Raw genomic sequence first — 16,270 nt, 5'->3', positions numbered from 1 at the left:
GTGATTCACATTATCTTTTGACTATTTTTTGTGCATATCTTTTTGCCTTAAAATTAAAAGTTTTTAGCATCTGGGCCATTAAAGCCGTATTTCTCGAAAAACTCTTCTCGGAAATCACCTAGACGATCTTCACGGATTGCCTCACGTACTTGCTCCATTAATTTCAATAGGAAGTGTAAGTTATGGTATGACGTTAAACGAATACCAAACGTTTCCTCAGTACGAATAAGATGTCGAATATAAGCACGTGAATAATTTTTACAAGTATAGCAATCACAATTCGGATCAATCGGGCCAAAATCACGAGCATACTTTGCATTCTTCACTACTAAACGTCCTTCAGAAGTCATTAGTGTACCATTACGTGCAATACGTGTTGGCAGTACACAGTCAAACATATCAATACCACGAATTGCCCCGTCGATTAATGAGTCAGGTGAACCAACCCCCATTAAATAACGTGGTTTATTTGCAGGCATTAATGGTGTAGTAAACTCTAAAACTCTATTCATGACATCCTTTGGTTCGCCAACGGACAGCCCTCCAATAGCATATCCTGGGAAATCTAGCTCGACTAATGCTTCTGCTGAACGACGGCGTAATTCCTCATATTCTCCACCCTGAATAATACCAAACAGCCCTTGCTCTTCTGGACGGTTATGTGCTTCTTTACAACGCTTCGCCCAACGAGTTGTTCGGTCAACAGATTGTAGCATATAGTCGTAAGTTGCAGGGTATGGCGGACATTCATCAAAGGCCATCATAATGTCTGAACCTAAATCATTTTGAATTTCCATTGCCTTTTCTGGGCTTAAAAACAATTTATCTCCATTCAAATGATTGCGGAAGTGAACCCCTTCTTCTTCAATTTTTCGGAATTGACTAAGTGAGAATACTTGGAAGCCACCTGAATCTGTTAAAATTGGGCGATCCCAGTTCATAAATTTATGCAAGCCCCCTGCTTCCTTGACAATATCATTGCCTGGACGAAGCCATAAATGGTACGTATTAGATAGGATGATACCTGCATTCATTTCCTTTAGCTCCTCAGGAGACATTGTTTTAACGGTTGCTTGCGTCCCTACTGGCATAAAGGTCGGTGTTTCAAAGGAGCCATGTGGTGTATGCACGATACCAAGACGTGCTCCTGTTTGCTTACAAGTATGAAGTAGTTCATAACGAATTGCTGGTTGTGTCATAAAATAAATATTCCTCTCTTATCTGAAGTAAAAACAGTACTCCGATTTTATCCTTAATTATCTCTTCGGACGAATAAACATAGCATCACCGAAGCTAAAGAAGCGATATTTTTCCTCTACAGCTTGATGATAGGCACTTAAAATTGTCTCTCTTGTTGCAAGCGTACTAACAAGCATGACAAGGGTAGATTTCGGCAAATGGAAGTTTGTAATTAAGCCATCTACCACTGTAAATTCATAACCTGGGTAAATAAAAATAGAGGTCCAGCCTTGTTCTGCTCGCACTTCTCCATTATATTTAGAGCCAATAGTTTCTAGTGTTCGTGTAGAAGTTGTCCCAACTGCAATCACTTTGCCACCATTACGTTTTAGACGATTAATCGTTGAAGCAGCTTCTTCTGTCACACTATAGAATTCAGCATGCATTTCGTGATTTTCAATGGAATCTACACTGACAGGTCGAAAAGTTCCGAGTCCCACATGTAACGTGATAAAGACAACCTCCACACCTTTAGCCTTTACTTGTTCTAGTAATTCTTCTGTAAAATGCAGTCCCGCTGTTGGAGCTGCAGCTGAGCCTCGTTCTTTAGCATAGACGGTTTGGTATCGATCCTTATCCTCTAATTTTTCGCGAATATATGGAGGTAAGGGCATCTCACCAAGCTGCTCTAAAATTTCATAAAAAATCCCATTATAGTTAAACTCAAATGTACGTCCGCCATGATCAAGCTCTCCTGTACAAGTAGCTGTCAGTAAGCCATCTCCAAATGTGACAATTGTACCGACTTTTACACGCTTTGCTGGCTTCACAAGTGTTTCCCATTCATCCGTACCAGCCATTTGCTTTAATAACAATACTTCTATATGGGCACCCGTTTCTTCTTTTATGCCCATTAAACGCGCTGGCAGTACTCTTGTATCATTTAGCACAAGGCAATCACCAGCATGTAGCTCATCTAAAATATGTGCAAAATGATGATGCTCCACTACATTTGAGCCTGGCGTCACAACCATTAATCGGCTAGCTGTTCGATCGACAAGCGGCGTTTGGGCTATAAGCTCCTCTGGTAATTCAAAATCAAAATCTTCTACACGCATGAAAAAAACTTCCTTCTTCTATGTTTGTTGGGGATAATCATATCCAAAATGTTCGTAGGCTAAATGACTAGCGACTCTTCCACGTGGAGTACGCTGGATAAAGCCAATTTGCATTAAATACGGCTCATAGACATCTTCTATTGTAATCCGCTCCTCACCGATGGATGCAGCTAATGTATCTAAGCCTACAGGACCTCCCTTAAAGCGCTCAATCATATTGGTTACTAGTTTATGGTCTATATGATCAAGTCCTCTAGGATCGACCTGTAACAGCTCTAATGCTTGCTTTGCAAGATTCTCTGTTATCATACCATCTCCAAGCACCTGTGCATAATCTCGCACCCGCTTCAACAAGCGGTTTGCTATACGAGGTGTTCCACGCGAGCGTCTAGCCATTTCACCTGCTGCTACTTGCTCAATTTCCACATCAAATAAATGTGCACTACGCACGACAATCTCAGCAAGTGATGTATCATCATAATACTCTAACCTCAGCAGTACACCAAAGCGATCCCTTAAAGGTGCCGATAATGCGCCAGCCCTTGTTGTGGCACCGACGAGCGTAAATGGTGGCAAATCAAGACGGACAGAACGTGCTTCAGGCCCTTTACCAACAACAATATCTAAGCAAAAATCTTCCATGGCTGGATAAAGTACTTCTTCAATAGCACGTGGCAAGCGATGAATTTCATCGATAAATAGTACATCTCCAGGCTCTAATGAACTTAAAATAGCTGCTAAATCTCCAGGACGTTCGATTGCAGGTCCGCTTGTCATGCGCACATTGACATTCATTTCATTGGCAATAACAGCAGCTAGTGTCGTTTTCCCAAGTCCAGGAGGTCCATATAATAGCACATGATCTAAACTTTCCTGACGAAGCTTTGCTGCTTCAATGAAAATTTGTAAATTCTCCTTTACTTTATGCTGTCCAATATATTGTGCCAATCGCTGGGGTCTTAAAGATAATTCAAATTGCTCATCATAGCTGCCTGCCTCACTAGCCATCATACGTTCAGACATGTACTTTTCCCCCTTTCACTATTTCAACTTAAGTAGCAATTGTAACGCTTGTTTCATAAAGGCATCTGTCGTTTGCAGCTTTTCATTTTCCTCAAGCTGTGGACGTACTTTTTCAAGCTCTTTTTCAGAATAACCAAGTGCCAATAAAGCAAGAATTGCCTCCTCCAGCTCATGTTTATACGGGTTTACACCGAAAAGTGGTAACTCATCCTCAGTACTAGGCAATTCAATTGTGTCCAGTATGGAACCAAGCTTGCCTTTTAAATCTAAAATCATTTGGCGTGCTGTTTTTTTTCCTACACCGGGGAATTTTACTAAAAAAGTTTCATCTTCTCTTTCAATAGCACTAATTACCTGCTGTGGGTTACCTGTAGCTAAAATAGCCAACGCTCCTTTTGGCCCAATTCCTGAAACTAAAATGAGCTTACGAAATAATTCTCGTTGGTCCAGATTAGGAAAACCATATAAAACTTGCGCATCTTCACGTACGTGTAAGTGTACAAAAATTTGTTGTTCAAGGGCTGATGTTCTAAACGCAAATGGATTCGGTGTGTTTAGCTGCCATCCAATTCCTTGCTGCTCTAGCACAATATACTCAGGGGTAATACGTGTTATTTGTCCTTTTAAATAGTCATACATCTATAATCCCTCACATTCATCGTCTTCGATTATAGCATATAGCGAACGAATGCTCGACTATAAGAAAGATAGTATAGTAGTTGCACCCACACAAAAATGACCGCCAAAAGACGGTCATTTTTTCATCATTCTATCAATATCGTACCACAATTTTGGCCAGTATGTGAGGGCACGTTTTGTAAACGGTACTAAATAATCTAAAAATACTAGTTGCTGTTCTAATGGTAAATCTACTGCAAAAAGCCATTCTCGTAATAGTTCATTTGGATATTTTAAACGATGTAGCTTTCTTTTATCTAATCGTTTCAGCTCTGGTAGCTCTGAAAAAATTTTAGTAAGGTCATAATCTACCGCTGGTAATACCCGATGTAACCATAAAATATATTCATCATCCGCTTCTCCAAGATGTGCCAAATCAAAATCAATTAACTTTAATTCGCCATCAGAGCATCTTAAAAAATTATGATGTACAACATCTCCATGTAAAAGTGTAATATCTTTTTCGGGTACATCCTCCATAGAGATTAACTGTAAGGATTTATCACTATAGTGTAAAATTTGATCTATTTCTTCTTTTGTTAAAAAAGCGCGGAATTCATTGCGTCTGCTCTTAAAACGTAGATAACGCATTTGCCATTTTAAAAGCTGTGAATAAGTGTGTAAACCCGGTATTTTTTTCCAGGATATTTTTTTATAGGTATCATGTAAAGCAATTAATAGCTTAAGAGATTCTATTCTGTCCTTTTTATGAGTAAAATTAGCACTATGGCTATCCTCTTGCCATACTTGCACAATTAAATTTTCATCATCACTCTTCACTATAGGCAAAATTAACGAAGGCGTAAGCCGTCCAAGCTGTCGATGGATTGCCTTTACCTTTTCTGTTATTTCTAATTGCTTTGCACGTTTGACAAAATAGGTTTTGGAGCGATATTTATATTTCCAAATATTAGGCTTTAGTTCCTCAATAATATATGCTTTTTCACCATCGATAAGGCGTCATCCCGCCTGGGTATAAGTGCGGTGACACCCATGGTCCACATGTCGGGCATGGCGGTGGGCAAGCCGATGGACATGGTGGCGGTGGTGGGCATGGCGGTGGGCAGTGACATGGGTCCATTTGCCAATTCGGCATCATTGGTTGAGCATTGCAACCACAAGACTGCCCCATATTCATCTCTGGCATAGGTTGGAACTGAGGCTGCGTATATGCTTCAGGTTTTTGGAAGAACGGTGATGTGCTTGACTCTAAGAAATTCTCCATTCCAGCTACATGACTACCCTTCATTTCACAAGATGTTGGTTGCTGTGGCATTGTATAGGCTTCTACTTGTGGCTCCATTTGCATCGGCATTTGCATTGGCATTTGCATTGGCATTTGCATTGGCATCTGCATTGGCCACCACATATGATGATGAACTGGCTGATGACAGCTAGAACAATGTGGTACTGCTGGCATTTGTGGTGGCATGATATAAATCGGTTGTGGCATTGGCGGTGGCGGTGCTGGTTGTATAACAGGTGGCGGTTGAATTTGTACTGGTGGTGGAGCAACGTTTTGTGTTTGCTCTATCTGCGGCATAACTACTTGCTGGTGCCAGCTTAGCTCTACAGGCTGTGGTACAAACATCGGTTGTTGTGGCATTGGCATCGGCATTGGATAAGGTATTGGTATCATCTGTGGTTCGGGCATCGGTGGTGGTGGCACCACAACAGGTGGTGGCATTGGTCTTTGTACCTCTTTTTTAACACTTTCTTTACCTGGCTTTGTAGGTGATTCTTTGTGCATTTGTGTTTCCTTATGTCCTTCTTTATGTGTTCCCCAGTTTGTTTCTCTATGTCCCTCTCTGTTCCCATCTCGATGCCCTTCTCTATGCGGTTCTTTGTTTATTTTTTCAGGCAAAATGATTTCCATGCCTGGAACAATATAATCTGGATTAGCAAGATGGGCATTCAGTCTCTTTAAATCTTCAAACGAAACGCCGTATTCTTTGGCAATCTTCCACAACGTATCTCCCTTTTGAACAATATGAATACGCAATGTTTTCCTCCCTTCCTCTCTACGTATCATATGTTCAATGTTTCATTTGGATACAAAAAATTCACGCATGTTAGAAATGCTTCATGGTACACTAAGCTTTAAGGAAAACTGCTTCCTTTATTACAGGCAGAGGTGATCTCTTATGAAAAAAATGTTAGGCGAGGAGCGCAGATTGTATCTTCTGGCACAATTAAAAAATAGTACAACACCTATAACAGGCACAGACCTAGCTAAATTTGCCAATGTTTCTAGACAAGTCATTGTCAATGATATGACATTATTAAAGGCTAGAAATGAGCCTATTATTGCAACTAGCCAAGGCTATCTCTATATGCACCAGGAACACTTGCAGCATACTGTAGAACGGACAATCCCCTGTTTCCATACATCAGTGGATGCTGAAGATGAGTTGATGACCATCGTTGACTGTGGAGGCACAGTAAAAAATGTTATCGTTGAACATCCAATTTATGGTGAAATTACTGCGTCCCTCATGGTATCTAATCGGCATGAGGTTAAACAATTTATTGAACGTATTAACAAAACACAGGCAAGCTATTTATCCGAGCTCACTGGAGGTACACATCTACATGTTATTTCTGCACCTTCAACAGAAATATTAAATTTGATTGAGCGTACATTAGAAAATAAAGGCTATTTAATTGCAGATCAATAGTATTTTCTTAGCTGCTAGCCTTCTCTACAAAAAGACTAGCAGCTGCTTTTTATCTGTTATATTTTTTATTACTTTTTGGTGAGGTAATCTCAATTGTATCCCCTTCAGTTAACTGGTTAAATAAATAATCCGTCAGGGGATCATTTTTCTGGATGTTAGCACTTCGACTGATGGTCATTACATACCCTTTATGACCTGTCTTTTCAATTACTGGGAAATTTTTTTGAAGAGAAGGTGCTTCATTCAGCATTGTTAAACGCACTGAAACATAGTTATCTGTTCCATCTATAGGTGCAATTGTACCATCTATTGGTACAATATAAATTAACACGACTAAATCGCTTTCCTGTACTTTTTTCACAACACGAAATGATTTAAAAAACCAAGTATGCATACCTATTTTTACTTTTTTGTAGTCATTTTTTTCTAATCGAGTGGCTATTTCTGCTAATCGATAAAATATTAATTGAAAAGCAATAATTTCTTCATGTGTAACACTTTCCTCTAATGCTTCGCGAATAGAAATTATTAAATATTTACCTAAATTTTTATAATGATCTGGTAAAAGGCCCAAGCTTTGGTACTGATGTACGATTGGTTTTATGGATGGGATAAATTGTTTTAAAGATTCTTGCATCACAGCTCCAAAAACCATATCGATTAATGACATTGCAAATTCTTCTATTTTGTTGACATCATCTTGAAACATATGTAGGAAATCTGGTTCATTGTTCTGTAATTTTTCCACAAAAAGTATCTTTATTTTTTCTTTATTCAGTTGTATTGCTGGTGCAATTTTTTTAATCTCCTTTTGAATATCCACCAAAAACATACTTTTACCTCCTTTTTTACCAAATAAATACTATTAATACTAGTGTAACATGTTTAAGGAGGAAATCGACTCAGCAATTTTAGTCATTTTTTGACAAAAAAAGCTATCCAATATAAATTGGATAGCTTCATAGCTAGAGAAATCTTTTTTGCTGGGAAGATGTAGGCAAAAGGCAAATTTTTTTTTGACCAAAAAGACGATATCTATTTTTCGCCACTGCTCGATACACAATATTTCGTAAATATGGTGGTACGATAATGAAAAGATAGCAGATTGACCACAAACCATCTAATTTTCGACTGATTCTAAGAGCAGCTGTTGATTCAACATATGCCTTTCCATGTTCGATTAATATAACACTGTCAACATTCTCTGACACATTATATTTTGTAAGGAGTGCTTGTCCCACATCACTTTGGATGGACGCAAATTGAAAATACGCTGCCTGATCATACCTAATAATAAATTGCACACTGCTATCACAAAAATTACAGATCCCATCAAACAAAATAATGCCGCCCATACTAAGCCTCCTAGCCCGTTTTTAAGATTCATCTGACGTCAAATACGTAAAGTAAGTACCAAGTGATTTTACCTTGCAGCCAAGTGCAGCTAGTTCTTCCATTGCCCCGCGCATCATAGGTTCTTTTTCATCTGCTAAGACATCAATCATAAAGAAATAGTCACCTAAGCCCGTTTTTAATGGACGGGATTCAATTTTACTTAAATTTAACTGCCGCCATGCAAATACAGATAGCACTTGATGTAATGCCCCTGAACGGTCAGTAGGTAAGGTAATCATAAAAGTTGTTTTTGCCTGTCCATCTGATAATTCCTGTGGGAGCCGTATATTTTGCTTTGATAATACGAAGAAACGTGTATGATTAAAATGGAAATCATGAATATTTGGTTGAACGATTTCCAAATCATATTTTTCTGCCGCTGCTGCATTGCCAACTGCTGCAATGCACTCGTTTGGATTTTCGGATACATATTTTGCCGCTGCGGCAGTTGAAGTTGTTTGTTGTAATGGTACATGGCTGAAGCGATAGAATAAGTATTTATGACATTGTGCTAATGCGTGTGGATGTGAATAAACACCCTCAATTGATTCCCAATGATCCTTTTGGGCTTTATTGACCATTAAATGCTGCTGGATTTTTAACTGAAGCTCTCCTGTAACGTATAAGATTGCCTCATGGAATAAATAATCGAGTGTCAGTGTTACAGAGCCCTCTAGAGCATTCTCCATAGGAACAACTGCTAAATCTACCTTCCCCTCAGCTACCGCCTCAATGCATTCTGGAATTGTTGCACATGGAACGAGCCACTCGGTTGGAAAGATTGCTTTTGTGGCTAAGTATGTAAAAGATGCTTCTGGTCCTAAATATGCGATTCGTTTTTCCCAATGCTGCTCTGTCATTGCAATTACCTCCTTCACTACAATTGTAGTTTATAAATTATTTTTACATATATGTTTTTGACACCTGCACTAATATCCTATTCGTTTCTAGAATGATAAGAATGAGGAGCTGTCCCATCAGATACCATTTCTAATGAGACGCTCCTCTTAAAGCTTTATTTGCCGTCTTCTACCTTAGCAGCAATTCAAAACAGATATTACAATGCTCCAGAACTAATAACTTCCGCTGATTCTACAAAATCTAAACGCTTTAGTTGCTGTATTAATTCATCAAGCTCACAAGTCATGCTTGTTACATCTAATGATAAAGTAACATTAGCACGCCCTTGAATAGGTATGGTTTGATGAATTGTTAGCACATTGCAATGTGTGTTTGTTACTGTTTCTAGAAGCTTTGCAAGTGTTCCTTTACGGTCTTGAAGCTGTAAAAAGACTGTTAAAATGCGTTCCTGCACAATTGAGTGGAAAGGAAATACAGCATCACGATATTTGTAAAACGCACTTCGCGATAAATCCACCTGCTTTACCGCATCCCAAATGGATGAAACTGATCCACTTGAAAGTAAGTGCTTCGCCTCCAAAGTTTTTTGCATAGCATCCGTTAAAACATCTTCACGAACTAAATAATATCGCTGATTCGCAACATTCTTCATACGCTTCCCCCTAAAACTCTTGTCTTAATCGACAAATTCAAATTCAAACTCTTGTAGACGAACTGTATCGCCATCTTGCGCTCCTCGTTCACGTAAAGCTTCATCTACGCCCATTGCACGTAATTGACGAGCAAAGCGGCGAATTCCATCTTCACGGCTAAAGTCAGTCATTTTGAATAGGCGTTCAATTGCATAACCACTAATAATAAATGTTCCATCATCATCACGAGTGATTTCAAAATCTTCACCTTTTGCCTCATGTTTATACATGACTGTTGCCTCTGATTGGTCCTCTAAATCATCATATAGAGGGAATTCTGGTGTTACCTCTAGTAAATCTGCAATGGCAAATAATAATTCTTTTAAACCTTGACGCGAAATCGCAGAAATCGGGAAGATTTGAATATCTTCTCCTACTTTTTGGCGGAACTCCGCTAAGTTATTTTCTGCTTCTGGCATATCCATTTTATTGGCTACAATAATTTGAGGACGCTCTGTTAAACGAAGATTATATTGTTTTAGTTCCTCATTAATTGTTAAATAATCCTCATATGGATCGCGACCTTCCATCCCTGACATATCGATCACATGAACAATAACACGTGTACGCTCGATATGACGTAAAAACTGATGACCTAAGCCCACCCCTTCATGTGCTCCTTCAATAAGACCAGGTAAATCTGCCATCGCAAAGCTTCGATGATCCTCTGTCTCAATCATGCCTAAATTCGGAACGATTGTTGTAAAATGATAAGCACCAATTTTTGGCTTAGCAGCAGAAACAACTGATAGAAGTGTAGATTTACCAACACTTGGGAATCCTACTAGTCCCACATCTGCTAAAACTTTTAACTCTAATATAACATTTAATTCTTGTCCTGGCTCACCTTTTTCAGAAAGTTCTGGAGCTGGATTTGCTGGTGTTGCAAAGCGAGAATTACCACGTCCACCACGGCCTGCTTTTGCGATAATCGCCTGTTGACCATGCTCGACTAAATCGGCAATAACAACGCCTGTTTCTTCGTTCATTACGACTGTGCCTGGTGGTACTTTAACGATTAAATCGTCTGCACGTTTACCATGCATTCCTTTACTCATACCATGCTCACCACGGTCAGCCTTGAAGTGGCGTTTGTAGCGGAAATCCATTAACGTACGCAGGCCCTCTTCAACTTGAAACACAACATTTCCACCGTGACCACCATCGCCACCAGCAGGACCACCATTCGGTACAAATTTTTCACGACGGAAGGCTACCATTCCATCCCCACCGTCGCCACCTTTTACATAAATCTTGACGTGATCGACAAACATTTAATTCACTCCCTACTTGCACTCAATACATATCGCCAGCTCGTTGTTGTCTGCTCAATTGTTTGAATGTCTAATTGTTTCAAACCTTTTTCGGTGAATGCATCAGCACTCCATAGCCCATTTAGCGTGAATGTCACGGCAAATGTATGATCGTCAACACGTACATCAAGCGCTAAGCTTTGTTCTGTAAATGGATCTAATGTATCATAAACATGCATAACTGTTTTGTTTAAGGTATCTACAATTTCCCTATCAATATTATTGGTAACAGGCTTGTTTATCTCACCGCTAAGCTCTAATGGCAAGGAAGGATAGCGCCAACCTGCCGTTTGTAGCCACTCAATTGTTTGTGGTAATTGTAGACGATTAAGGATAGAAAATTTTCGTAATTGTTCCGAATAATTTTGAATAAGTTTTTTTGATTCGTCAATTCTACCTAAATCTAAATTCATGCGAATCAATTGAAGTTGATTCACATAATCATGATTTGCAAAACGTAATACTTCACTAATGGTTAGTGATTGATTGTTCATCCCATTCACTCCAATAAAGTTATCCTTACTAGTATAACAAGTTTTACTGTATTTTTCCCTTAATTCTTCATCGAATTTTATCATGCACTACCAATAAAAGAAAACAGTAAACCTTTTAGAGTTTTACTGCTTTTTAGTGCTTCTATAGATTGTTTTCATTTTATCTATATGGAACTTTATTTTATACAAGGACTTTAATGTTCTCAGTATATTCTGCTGCTGTCATTGTTTTCCCATTAAACAGTTCAAATAAAGCTATGCGCTCTTCTTGTTCCAAATATTCTCTTATATTAAAGGTTAACAAGATACCCGATAGAATGGAGAGGTGACGAAGTGCATTTTTACAAGCAGCAATGATGTTATTACGATGATTATCAAATTTATCCACGAATACTTATAATACCAATAATCCTCTGCACTCATAACAGTCTGTTCGGATAAATAAGCCTTTGTATTAATAATCCAACCCATTGAGCTCATATCTCCACAGCAGTCTATGGATACTATATACAAATGATCGTATATGTCTCTATATTCTTTCAAAGTTTGTTCAATTACATGTACGATGGCATCCTCAAATTTTGCTTAAATTCGCATTCATCTCACCATCTATAAAGGTGGGAGACTTCTGCTGAAAGAAGTTAAACATTCCATCGCTCCAATATAGTACTTATCTCATCTCATTACCCTATCTATTACTCTATTACAATCTATTATTTTGTTTATATGGGTTGTTTTCGCTATATCAACTCTACTTAGTAAAAAGTCTTTATATGTATTATATTATATTGAGGCAGTAAAAAAAGGACTGCTTTAATAGCAGCCCTTTAATAATTAAGCTTCTTGTGATGCTGGGTATACAGATACTTGTTTGCGATCGCGACCTAAGCGTTCGAATTTAACAACGCCGTCAACTTTAGCAAATAGTGTATCGTCACCACCGCGACCTACGTTTGTACCTGGGTAAATTTTTGTACCGCGTTGACGGTAAAGAATTGAACCACCAGTTACGAATTGGCCATCAGCACGTTTAGCACCAAGACGTTTAGACTCAGAGTCACGTCCGTTTTTAGTAGAACCTACCCCTTTTTTCGATGCGAAAAGTTGAAGGTCTAATGCTAATAATAATTTCATCGAGTTCCACCTCCTACTTGGTTGTAGTTGATTTGGATGTATTGTCCGTAATTTTGCACCATAGAATACACTTGGGCAGTCATAACTTGGACAATTAACTGTAGTTTTGCATCTACTTCAGGCTCTAAATCTGATGGTAAAGCTACCTTAAGATAGCCTCCACCTTCAGCAGCTTGTTCGACCTCTGGCTGAATTTGTAATAGCGCGTAAATAGCATTTACTGTACCAATGGCAATGGTAGATGCCCCTGCACATACTAAATCCTTACCAGATTCATCGTATTCAGCATGTCCTGAATATTCAAATGCTGACACATGTCTATTTTCATCGTGATGAATCGTAACTTGTATCATTCGCTACACCTCACAATTAAGCGTTGATTGTTTCAACAACTAATTTTGTGTAAGGTTGACGGTGACCTTGTTTACGACGGTAGTTCTTTTTAGCTTTCATTTTGAAAACAACGATTTTTTTCGCACGGCCTTCTTTCACAGCTTTAGCTGTTACAGTAGCACCTTCTACGAATGGAGCGCCAACTTTAACGTTTTCGCCACCAACGAATAATACTTTATCAAAAGTTACAACCTCGTCAGCTTCTACACCTAATTTTTCAACATAGATTTCTTGACCAGCTTCTACTTTGATTTGTTTACCACCAGTTTCAATAATTGCGTACATTTTACTGCACCTCCTCTTAGACTCAGACTCGCCTGTTTACAAAGGTGATCAAAGATACTTAAACCTTTCCAGAGCGGTTGTAGTAGCACAGGTGCTACAAACAATAACATTAAAATATTACCACACGCTTTTTTTTAAGTCAATCTATTCATCACATATTTCTCAAATGCTAAGCGATATTTTCGATAGTTCCATTCTTTTATTGCTTGAAGCCAAATAAATAAACAAAGAATAGCTAAAAAAATAGAATGTGGTAGATTAGTTAACGTTAAAATAAATGTGATAGATGTTATTATGAGAGAAAGCCAATAGTAATATTCAAACGCATGAACACTTGGATAAAATAAATATAAACACGCCATAAATATTCGACCACCGTCCAACGGAATAATCGGTAATAAATTTATAGCTAAAAGGACAAGCTGAACATTGATAAGCTTATTGGCAAGAATTTCTGGCATAAAAAAAGCGAGGCCAATCCCTATAATTGTAGCGATTGGTCCCCCTAGGGCAATCCATAGGAGTGACGATGCTGGCACAACCGCTGGATTTTCAAATTCGATTTCCCCTCCATATGGTGTAATAACACATGATTTGACCTTAACGCCGCAAAGCATTGCGGCTAATAGATGCCCGGCTTCATGCCAAAGTAAGGAAGTTAAAATAATAGCATAGTAGGCAATTTGGCCACTAAAAATCATTAACAATACAAGAGGGATACAAAGAAGGTGTAATTTAATCTTCATCTGCTGTCGTTGATTCCAGCCATTGCACAATCTGTTCTAAATTATAATGTGTTTTATCTTTTTCAATTGATAGATAGAGTTGTCCAGACTCTTTCATGCCGATTAAATCATTTGTCTGCACCGTTGTATAGGGCAGCTGTGCTAAACTATCCAGCATACCATAGGAAACTGTTGTGCCGTCATCATAAGTAATCGTCATCGTTTTACCCGTGTATTTTGTATGACCTGTAAAAACAACTAGACCATTCTGTCCAGCATAGATAGGTAAACCTATATCATACTGCAATAAAAAGCCTTCCTTAAAAACTTGAGCATTTGCAAACGCTAAAAGTTCAGTTTGCCCAACATCGCTCGATACTAAAATGGTTTCATCCTCTTTGTTTAACCAGCTTTGCCCTAGCTCGCTTAAATAAGTTAAATCCTCTGATGTTGTCACCAGCTTTCGCACAGGTGTATCTAGCACCCCCTGATCTTCTAGACGAATCATCAGCATAATTCCTGCCACAAGTAAGATTGTGACCATCCATTTCCATTTTTTAAACAAGCCCTCATCCTTTTTTCACACTATATGAGATTGCATGTCCATTCATGCAGAAAAAGTTTTGAACAGGTCAACTATCCAAGTAGGACATCGAATTCTGGATTGTGATGATTCTATCCACTACTATGGTTCTTCTATCGATCACTTCGAGGTTTCTATCTGCCACTTTGGCTCCTCTATCCATCACTTCGAGGTTTCTATCCATCAAGCCACAAAAAAAGCCTTCTCGCACAAATGCACGAAAAGACTTAAAAGACTATCTCGAAAATAACGCTTTCAGTTTTGAAAATACACCCCTATTTTCATCTTCAATCGCCATAAGTGGTACAGATTCACCAAGTATTCGACGGGCAATATTACGATAACCTAGGGATGCCTTATTTGCAGGATCCATGACAATTGGCTCACCTTTATTCGATGATGAAATAACATCTTCATTATCTACAATTATACCTAATAAGTCGATAGACAAATGTGTAGTTATCTCATTTACATCCAGTGTATCCCCATTTTTCATCATATGCTGACGAATACGATTAATAATGAGTTTAGGTGCTGTGATTTCTTCCTGTTCAAGCAAGCCAATAATACGATCCGCATCACGCACAGCAGAGATTTCAGGTGTTGTTACTACAATGGCATGCTCTGCACCAGCAACAGCATTACGGTAACCTTGCTCAATACCAGCAGGACAGTCTATTAATACATAATCATAATCTCTTTTTAACTCTTCTATTAAGCTCCTCATTTGCTCAGGATTAACAGCATTTTTATCTGTCGTTTGAGCAGCAGGTAATAAAAATAGTTTCTCATCTACCCGTTTATCTTTTATTAATGCTTGATGAATTTTACAGCGTCCTTCAACAACATCAACTAAATCATAAATAATTCGATTCTCAAGACCTAATATTACATCCAAATTACGTAGACCAATATCAGTATCTACTAAACATATTTTTTTACCCTGTAGAGCCAATGCAGTCCCAAGGTTAGCCGCTGTCGTTGTTTTTCCGACACCGCCTTTACCTGAAGTTATGACGATCGCTTCTCCCACACTAGCTTCCTCCCTTAGACACATTTAACAATGGTCGAATATTTTTTAACACATGAATTTGATCGTACGTAATACGCCCATCGTAGCCGATAAATGCACATGTCATTTCTTCCTGATTAATTGCTTTTACATGTTCATCTGACATCACTTGAACCTGATCAGCAATCATGATATGTGTTGCTTCAAAGCGGGATGCTGCAATGATTGCCTCCTTATTACCATAAAGACCAGCATGTACAATACCTTTAAGTCTACCTAGAACATACACATTACCACCAGCTTCAACACGTCCATTTGGATTGACATTTCCAACAATGATAATATCACCTGCCGAACGCACAATTTGTCCCGATCTGACCACGCCTATATATGTATCTTGTTGACTTTCAATCATTTTCTGGTTGCTTTCATGGATAGTCAGTACTTCACTTTGCACTTTTGAAACGATAAGTTGTTCTGTTTCCTGCACAATTTTAATTAGCTCATTCATTTGATCTTCTGAACAGTATCGATAGCCTAAATATAATTGGACATCCACTTTGCCATCGATACCGCTTTCTGAAACCTTTTTCTTTAATTCTTCTACTAAATCGACATATGCGCATTGATCATCTAAACGAAGAACAAAACCATCCTTTGTCCCCTTCATATTCACTAACTGTTTTTTCATGAATGCCTCACCTCAC

The 16,270-nt window shown here is 38.5% G+C and carries 21 protein-coding genes and 1 other annotated feature; of the genes, 1 reads left to right on the top strand and 20 read right to left on the bottom strand.

Annotated features, from left to right (window positions below):
• Positions 1–53: 53 nt before the first annotated feature.
• The 6 genes from tgt to AC3WOM_RS09805 all read right to left on the bottom strand — a co-directional run bounded on the left by tgt (position 54) and on the right by AC3WOM_RS09805 (position 6,000).
• Positions 54–1,199 (bottom strand): tRNA guanosine(34) transglycosylase Tgt, encoded by a 1,146-nt coding sequence (gene tgt / locus AC3WOM_RS09830; RefSeq protein WP_492446502.1) that lies wholly within the window; start codon positions 1,197–1,199, stop codon positions 54–56.
• A gap of 57 nt (positions 1,200–1,256) precedes the next feature.
• Entirely contained in the window at positions 1,257–2,297 is a 1,041-nt protein-coding gene (gene queA / locus AC3WOM_RS09825; protein WP_492446501.1) for a tRNA preQ1(34) S-adenosylmethionine ribosyltransferase-isomerase QueA, read from the bottom strand.
• 18 nt (positions 2,298–2,315) lie between these two features.
• Positions 2,316–3,320 carry a Holliday junction branch migration DNA helicase RuvB gene (gene ruvB, locus AC3WOM_RS09820; RefSeq protein WP_427541965.1) on the bottom strand — a complete coding sequence of 335 codons (1,005 nt, stop codon included), beginning with the start codon at positions 3,318–3,320 and terminating at the stop codon, positions 2,316–2,318.
• An 18-nt stretch (positions 3,321–3,338) separates the two neighbouring features.
• On the bottom strand, positions 3,339–3,959 hold the full coding sequence (ruvA, locus tag AC3WOM_RS09815) for a Holliday junction branch migration protein RuvA (protein ID WP_427541968.1): 621 nt from the start codon (positions 3,957–3,959) through the stop codon (positions 3,339–3,341).
• Positions 3,960–4,073: 114 nt separating this feature from the next.
• Positions 4,074–4,751, bottom strand: coding sequence for a phosphotransferase (locus AC3WOM_RS09810; protein WP_492446499.1), 678 nt, complete (start codon positions 4,749–4,751; stop codon positions 4,074–4,076).
• A gap of 190 nt (positions 4,752–4,941) precedes the next feature.
• On the bottom strand, positions 4,942–6,000 hold the full coding sequence (locus AC3WOM_RS09805; protein ID WP_492446497.1) for a LysM peptidoglycan-binding domain-containing protein: 1,059 nt from the start codon (positions 5,998–6,000) through the stop codon (positions 4,942–4,944).
• A 142-nt stretch (positions 6,001–6,142) separates the two neighbouring features.
• Between AC3WOM_RS09805 and AC3WOM_RS09800 the strand changes: the two genes are divergently transcribed.
• The gene (locus tag AC3WOM_RS09800; protein WP_492446494.1) at positions 6,143–6,676 is read left to right on the top strand and encodes a transcription repressor NadR; all 534 of its coding nucleotides are present in this window, start codon (positions 6,143–6,145) and stop codon (positions 6,674–6,676) included.
• A gap of 49 nt (positions 6,677–6,725) precedes the next feature.
• Here the strand turns inward: AC3WOM_RS09800 and AC3WOM_RS09795 are convergent, their stop codons facing one another.
• From AC3WOM_RS09795 to minC, 14 genes are all read right to left on the bottom strand, one after another.
• Entirely contained in the window at positions 6,726–7,508 is a 783-nt protein-coding gene (locus AC3WOM_RS09795; protein WP_492446493.1) for a hypothetical protein, read from the bottom strand.
• A gap of 133 nt (positions 7,509–7,641) precedes the next feature.
• Positions 7,642–8,031: a thiol-disulfide oxidoreductase DCC family protein gene (locus AC3WOM_RS09790; RefSeq protein ID WP_492446491.1), complete on the bottom strand. Its 390-nt coding sequence runs from the start codon at positions 8,029–8,031 to the stop codon at positions 7,642–7,644.
• Positions 8,032–8,052: 21 nt separating this feature from the next.
• Positions 8,053–8,931 (bottom strand): prephenate dehydratase, encoded by an 879-nt coding sequence (gene pheA, locus AC3WOM_RS09785; RefSeq protein ID WP_427541985.1) that lies wholly within the window; start codon positions 8,929–8,931, stop codon positions 8,053–8,055.
• 197 nt (positions 8,932–9,128) lie between these two features.
• On the bottom strand, positions 9,129–9,584 hold the full coding sequence (locus tag AC3WOM_RS09780; RefSeq protein ID WP_283868916.1) for an ACT domain-containing protein: 456 nt from the start codon (positions 9,582–9,584) through the stop codon (positions 9,129–9,131).
• 24 nt (positions 9,585–9,608) lie between these two features.
• The gene (gene obgE / locus AC3WOM_RS09775) at positions 9,609–10,898 is read right to left on the bottom strand and encodes a GTPase ObgE (protein ID WP_492446489.1); all 1,290 of its coding nucleotides are present in this window, start codon (positions 10,896–10,898) and stop codon (positions 9,609–9,611) included.
• A 5-nt stretch (positions 10,899–10,903) separates the two neighbouring features.
• On the bottom strand, positions 10,904–11,431 hold the full coding sequence (locus tag AC3WOM_RS09770) for a Spo0B domain-containing protein (protein WP_492446487.1): 528 nt from the start codon (positions 11,429–11,431) through the stop codon (positions 10,904–10,906).
• Positions 11,432–11,612: 181 nt separating this feature from the next.
• Positions 11,613–11,819: a hypothetical protein gene (locus AC3WOM_RS09765; protein ID WP_492446485.1), complete on the bottom strand. Its 207-nt coding sequence runs from the start codon at positions 11,817–11,819 to the stop codon at positions 11,613–11,615.
• A 446-nt stretch (positions 11,820–12,265) separates the two neighbouring features.
• Complete coding sequence (rpmA, locus tag AC3WOM_RS09760) at positions 12,266–12,565, bottom strand: 50S ribosomal protein L27 (RefSeq protein ID WP_053484817.1); 300 nt, start codon at positions 12,563–12,565, stop codon at positions 12,266–12,268.
• The gene (locus tag AC3WOM_RS09755; protein ID WP_492446483.1) at positions 12,562–12,918 is read right to left on the bottom strand and encodes a ribosomal-processing cysteine protease Prp; all 357 of its coding nucleotides are present in this window, start codon (positions 12,916–12,918) and stop codon (positions 12,562–12,564) included. Before AC3WOM_RS09755 ends, rpmA begins: the two co-directional genes overlap by 4 nt.
• Positions 12,919–12,934: 16 nt before the next feature.
• Positions 12,935–13,243 carry a 50S ribosomal protein L21 gene (gene rplU / locus AC3WOM_RS09750; RefSeq protein ID WP_313373082.1) on the bottom strand — a complete coding sequence of 103 codons (309 nt, stop codon included), beginning with the start codon at positions 13,241–13,243 and terminating at the stop codon, positions 12,935–12,937.
• 14 nt (positions 13,244–13,257) lie between these two features.
• Positions 13,258–13,332: a sequence feature (ribosomal protein L21 leader region), on the bottom strand.
• A gap of 45 nt (positions 13,333–13,377) precedes the next feature.
• Entirely contained in the window at positions 13,378–13,989 is a 612-nt protein-coding gene (locus AC3WOM_RS09745) for a site-2 protease family protein (RefSeq protein ID WP_427542003.1), read from the bottom strand.
• Positions 13,979–14,533 carry a peptidoglycan DD-metalloendopeptidase family protein gene (locus AC3WOM_RS09740; RefSeq protein ID WP_492446481.1) on the bottom strand — a complete coding sequence of 185 codons (555 nt, stop codon included), beginning with the start codon at positions 14,531–14,533 and terminating at the stop codon, positions 13,979–13,981. Before AC3WOM_RS09740 ends, AC3WOM_RS09745 begins: the two co-directional genes overlap by 11 nt.
• Before the next feature lie 253 nt (positions 14,534–14,786).
• On the bottom strand, positions 14,787–15,584 hold the full coding sequence (gene minD, locus AC3WOM_RS09735) for a septum site-determining protein MinD (RefSeq protein WP_427542009.1): 798 nt from the start codon (positions 15,582–15,584) through the stop codon (positions 14,787–14,789).
• A gap of 1 nt (position 15,585) precedes the next feature.
• Positions 15,586–16,254 carry a septum site-determining protein MinC gene (gene minC, locus AC3WOM_RS09730; RefSeq protein WP_492446479.1) on the bottom strand — a complete coding sequence of 223 codons (669 nt, stop codon included), beginning with the start codon at positions 16,252–16,254 and terminating at the stop codon, positions 15,586–15,588.
• Positions 16,255–16,270: the final 16 nt, after the last annotated feature.

The organism is Lysinibacillus sp. FW301-JW8 (genome assembly GCF_058788755.1).
This window is presented reverse-complemented; position numbering and strand designations above follow the sequence as displayed.

Bases quoted from the DNA above. Each gene is read 5' to 3' on its own strand.
- tgt (WP_492446502.1), bottom strand. From the start codon at position 1,199: ATGACACAACCAGCAATTCGTTATGAACTACTTCATACTTGTAAGCAA.
- queA (WP_492446501.1), bottom strand. From the start codon at position 2,297: ATGCGTGTAGAAGATTTTGATTTTGAATTACCAGAGGAGCTTATAGCC.
- ruvB (WP_427541965.1), bottom strand. From the start codon at position 3,320: ATGTCTGAACGTATGATGGCTAGTGAGGCAGGCAGCTATGATGAGCAA.
- ruvA (WP_427541968.1), bottom strand. From the start codon at position 3,959: ATGTATGACTATTTAAAAGGACAAATAACACGTATTACCCCTGAGTAT.
- AC3WOM_RS09800 (WP_492446494.1), top strand. From the start codon at position 6,143: ATGAAAAAAATGTTAGGCGAGGAGCGCAGATTGTATCTTCTGGCACAA.
- AC3WOM_RS09795 (WP_492446493.1), bottom strand. From the start codon at position 7,508: ATGTTTTTGGTGGATATTCAAAAGGAGATTAAAAAAATTGCACCAGCA.
- AC3WOM_RS09790 (WP_492446491.1), bottom strand. From the start codon at position 8,031: ATGGGCGGCATTATTTTGTTTGATGGGATCTGTAATTTTTGTGATAGC.
- pheA (WP_427541985.1), bottom strand. From the start codon at position 8,931: ATGACAGAGCAGCATTGGGAAAAACGAATCGCATATTTAGGACCAGAA.
- AC3WOM_RS09780 (WP_283868916.1), bottom strand. From the start codon at position 9,584: ATGAAGAATGTTGCGAATCAGCGATATTATTTAGTTCGTGAAGATGTT.
- obgE (WP_492446489.1), bottom strand. From the start codon at position 10,898: ATGTTTGTCGATCACGTCAAGATTTATGTAAAAGGTGGCGACGGTGGG.
- AC3WOM_RS09770 (WP_492446487.1), bottom strand. From the start codon at position 11,431: ATGAACAATCAATCACTAACCATTAGTGAAGTATTACGTTTTGCAAAT.
- rpmA (WP_053484817.1), bottom strand. From the start codon at position 12,565: ATGAAATTATTATTAGCATTAGACCTTCAACTTTTCGCATCGAAAAAA.
- AC3WOM_RS09755 (WP_492446483.1), bottom strand. From the start codon at position 12,918: ATGATACAAGTTACGATTCATCACGATGAAAATAGACATGTGTCAGCA.
- rplU (WP_313373082.1), bottom strand. From the start codon at position 13,243: ATGTACGCAATTATTGAAACTGGTGGTAAACAAATCAAAGTAGAAGCT.
- AC3WOM_RS09745 (WP_427542003.1), bottom strand. From the start codon at position 13,989: ATGAAGATTAAATTACACCTTCTTTGTATCCCTCTTGTATTGTTAATG.
- minC (WP_492446479.1), bottom strand. From the start codon at position 16,254: ATGAAAAAACAGTTAGTGAATATGAAGGGGACAAAGGATGGTTTTGTT.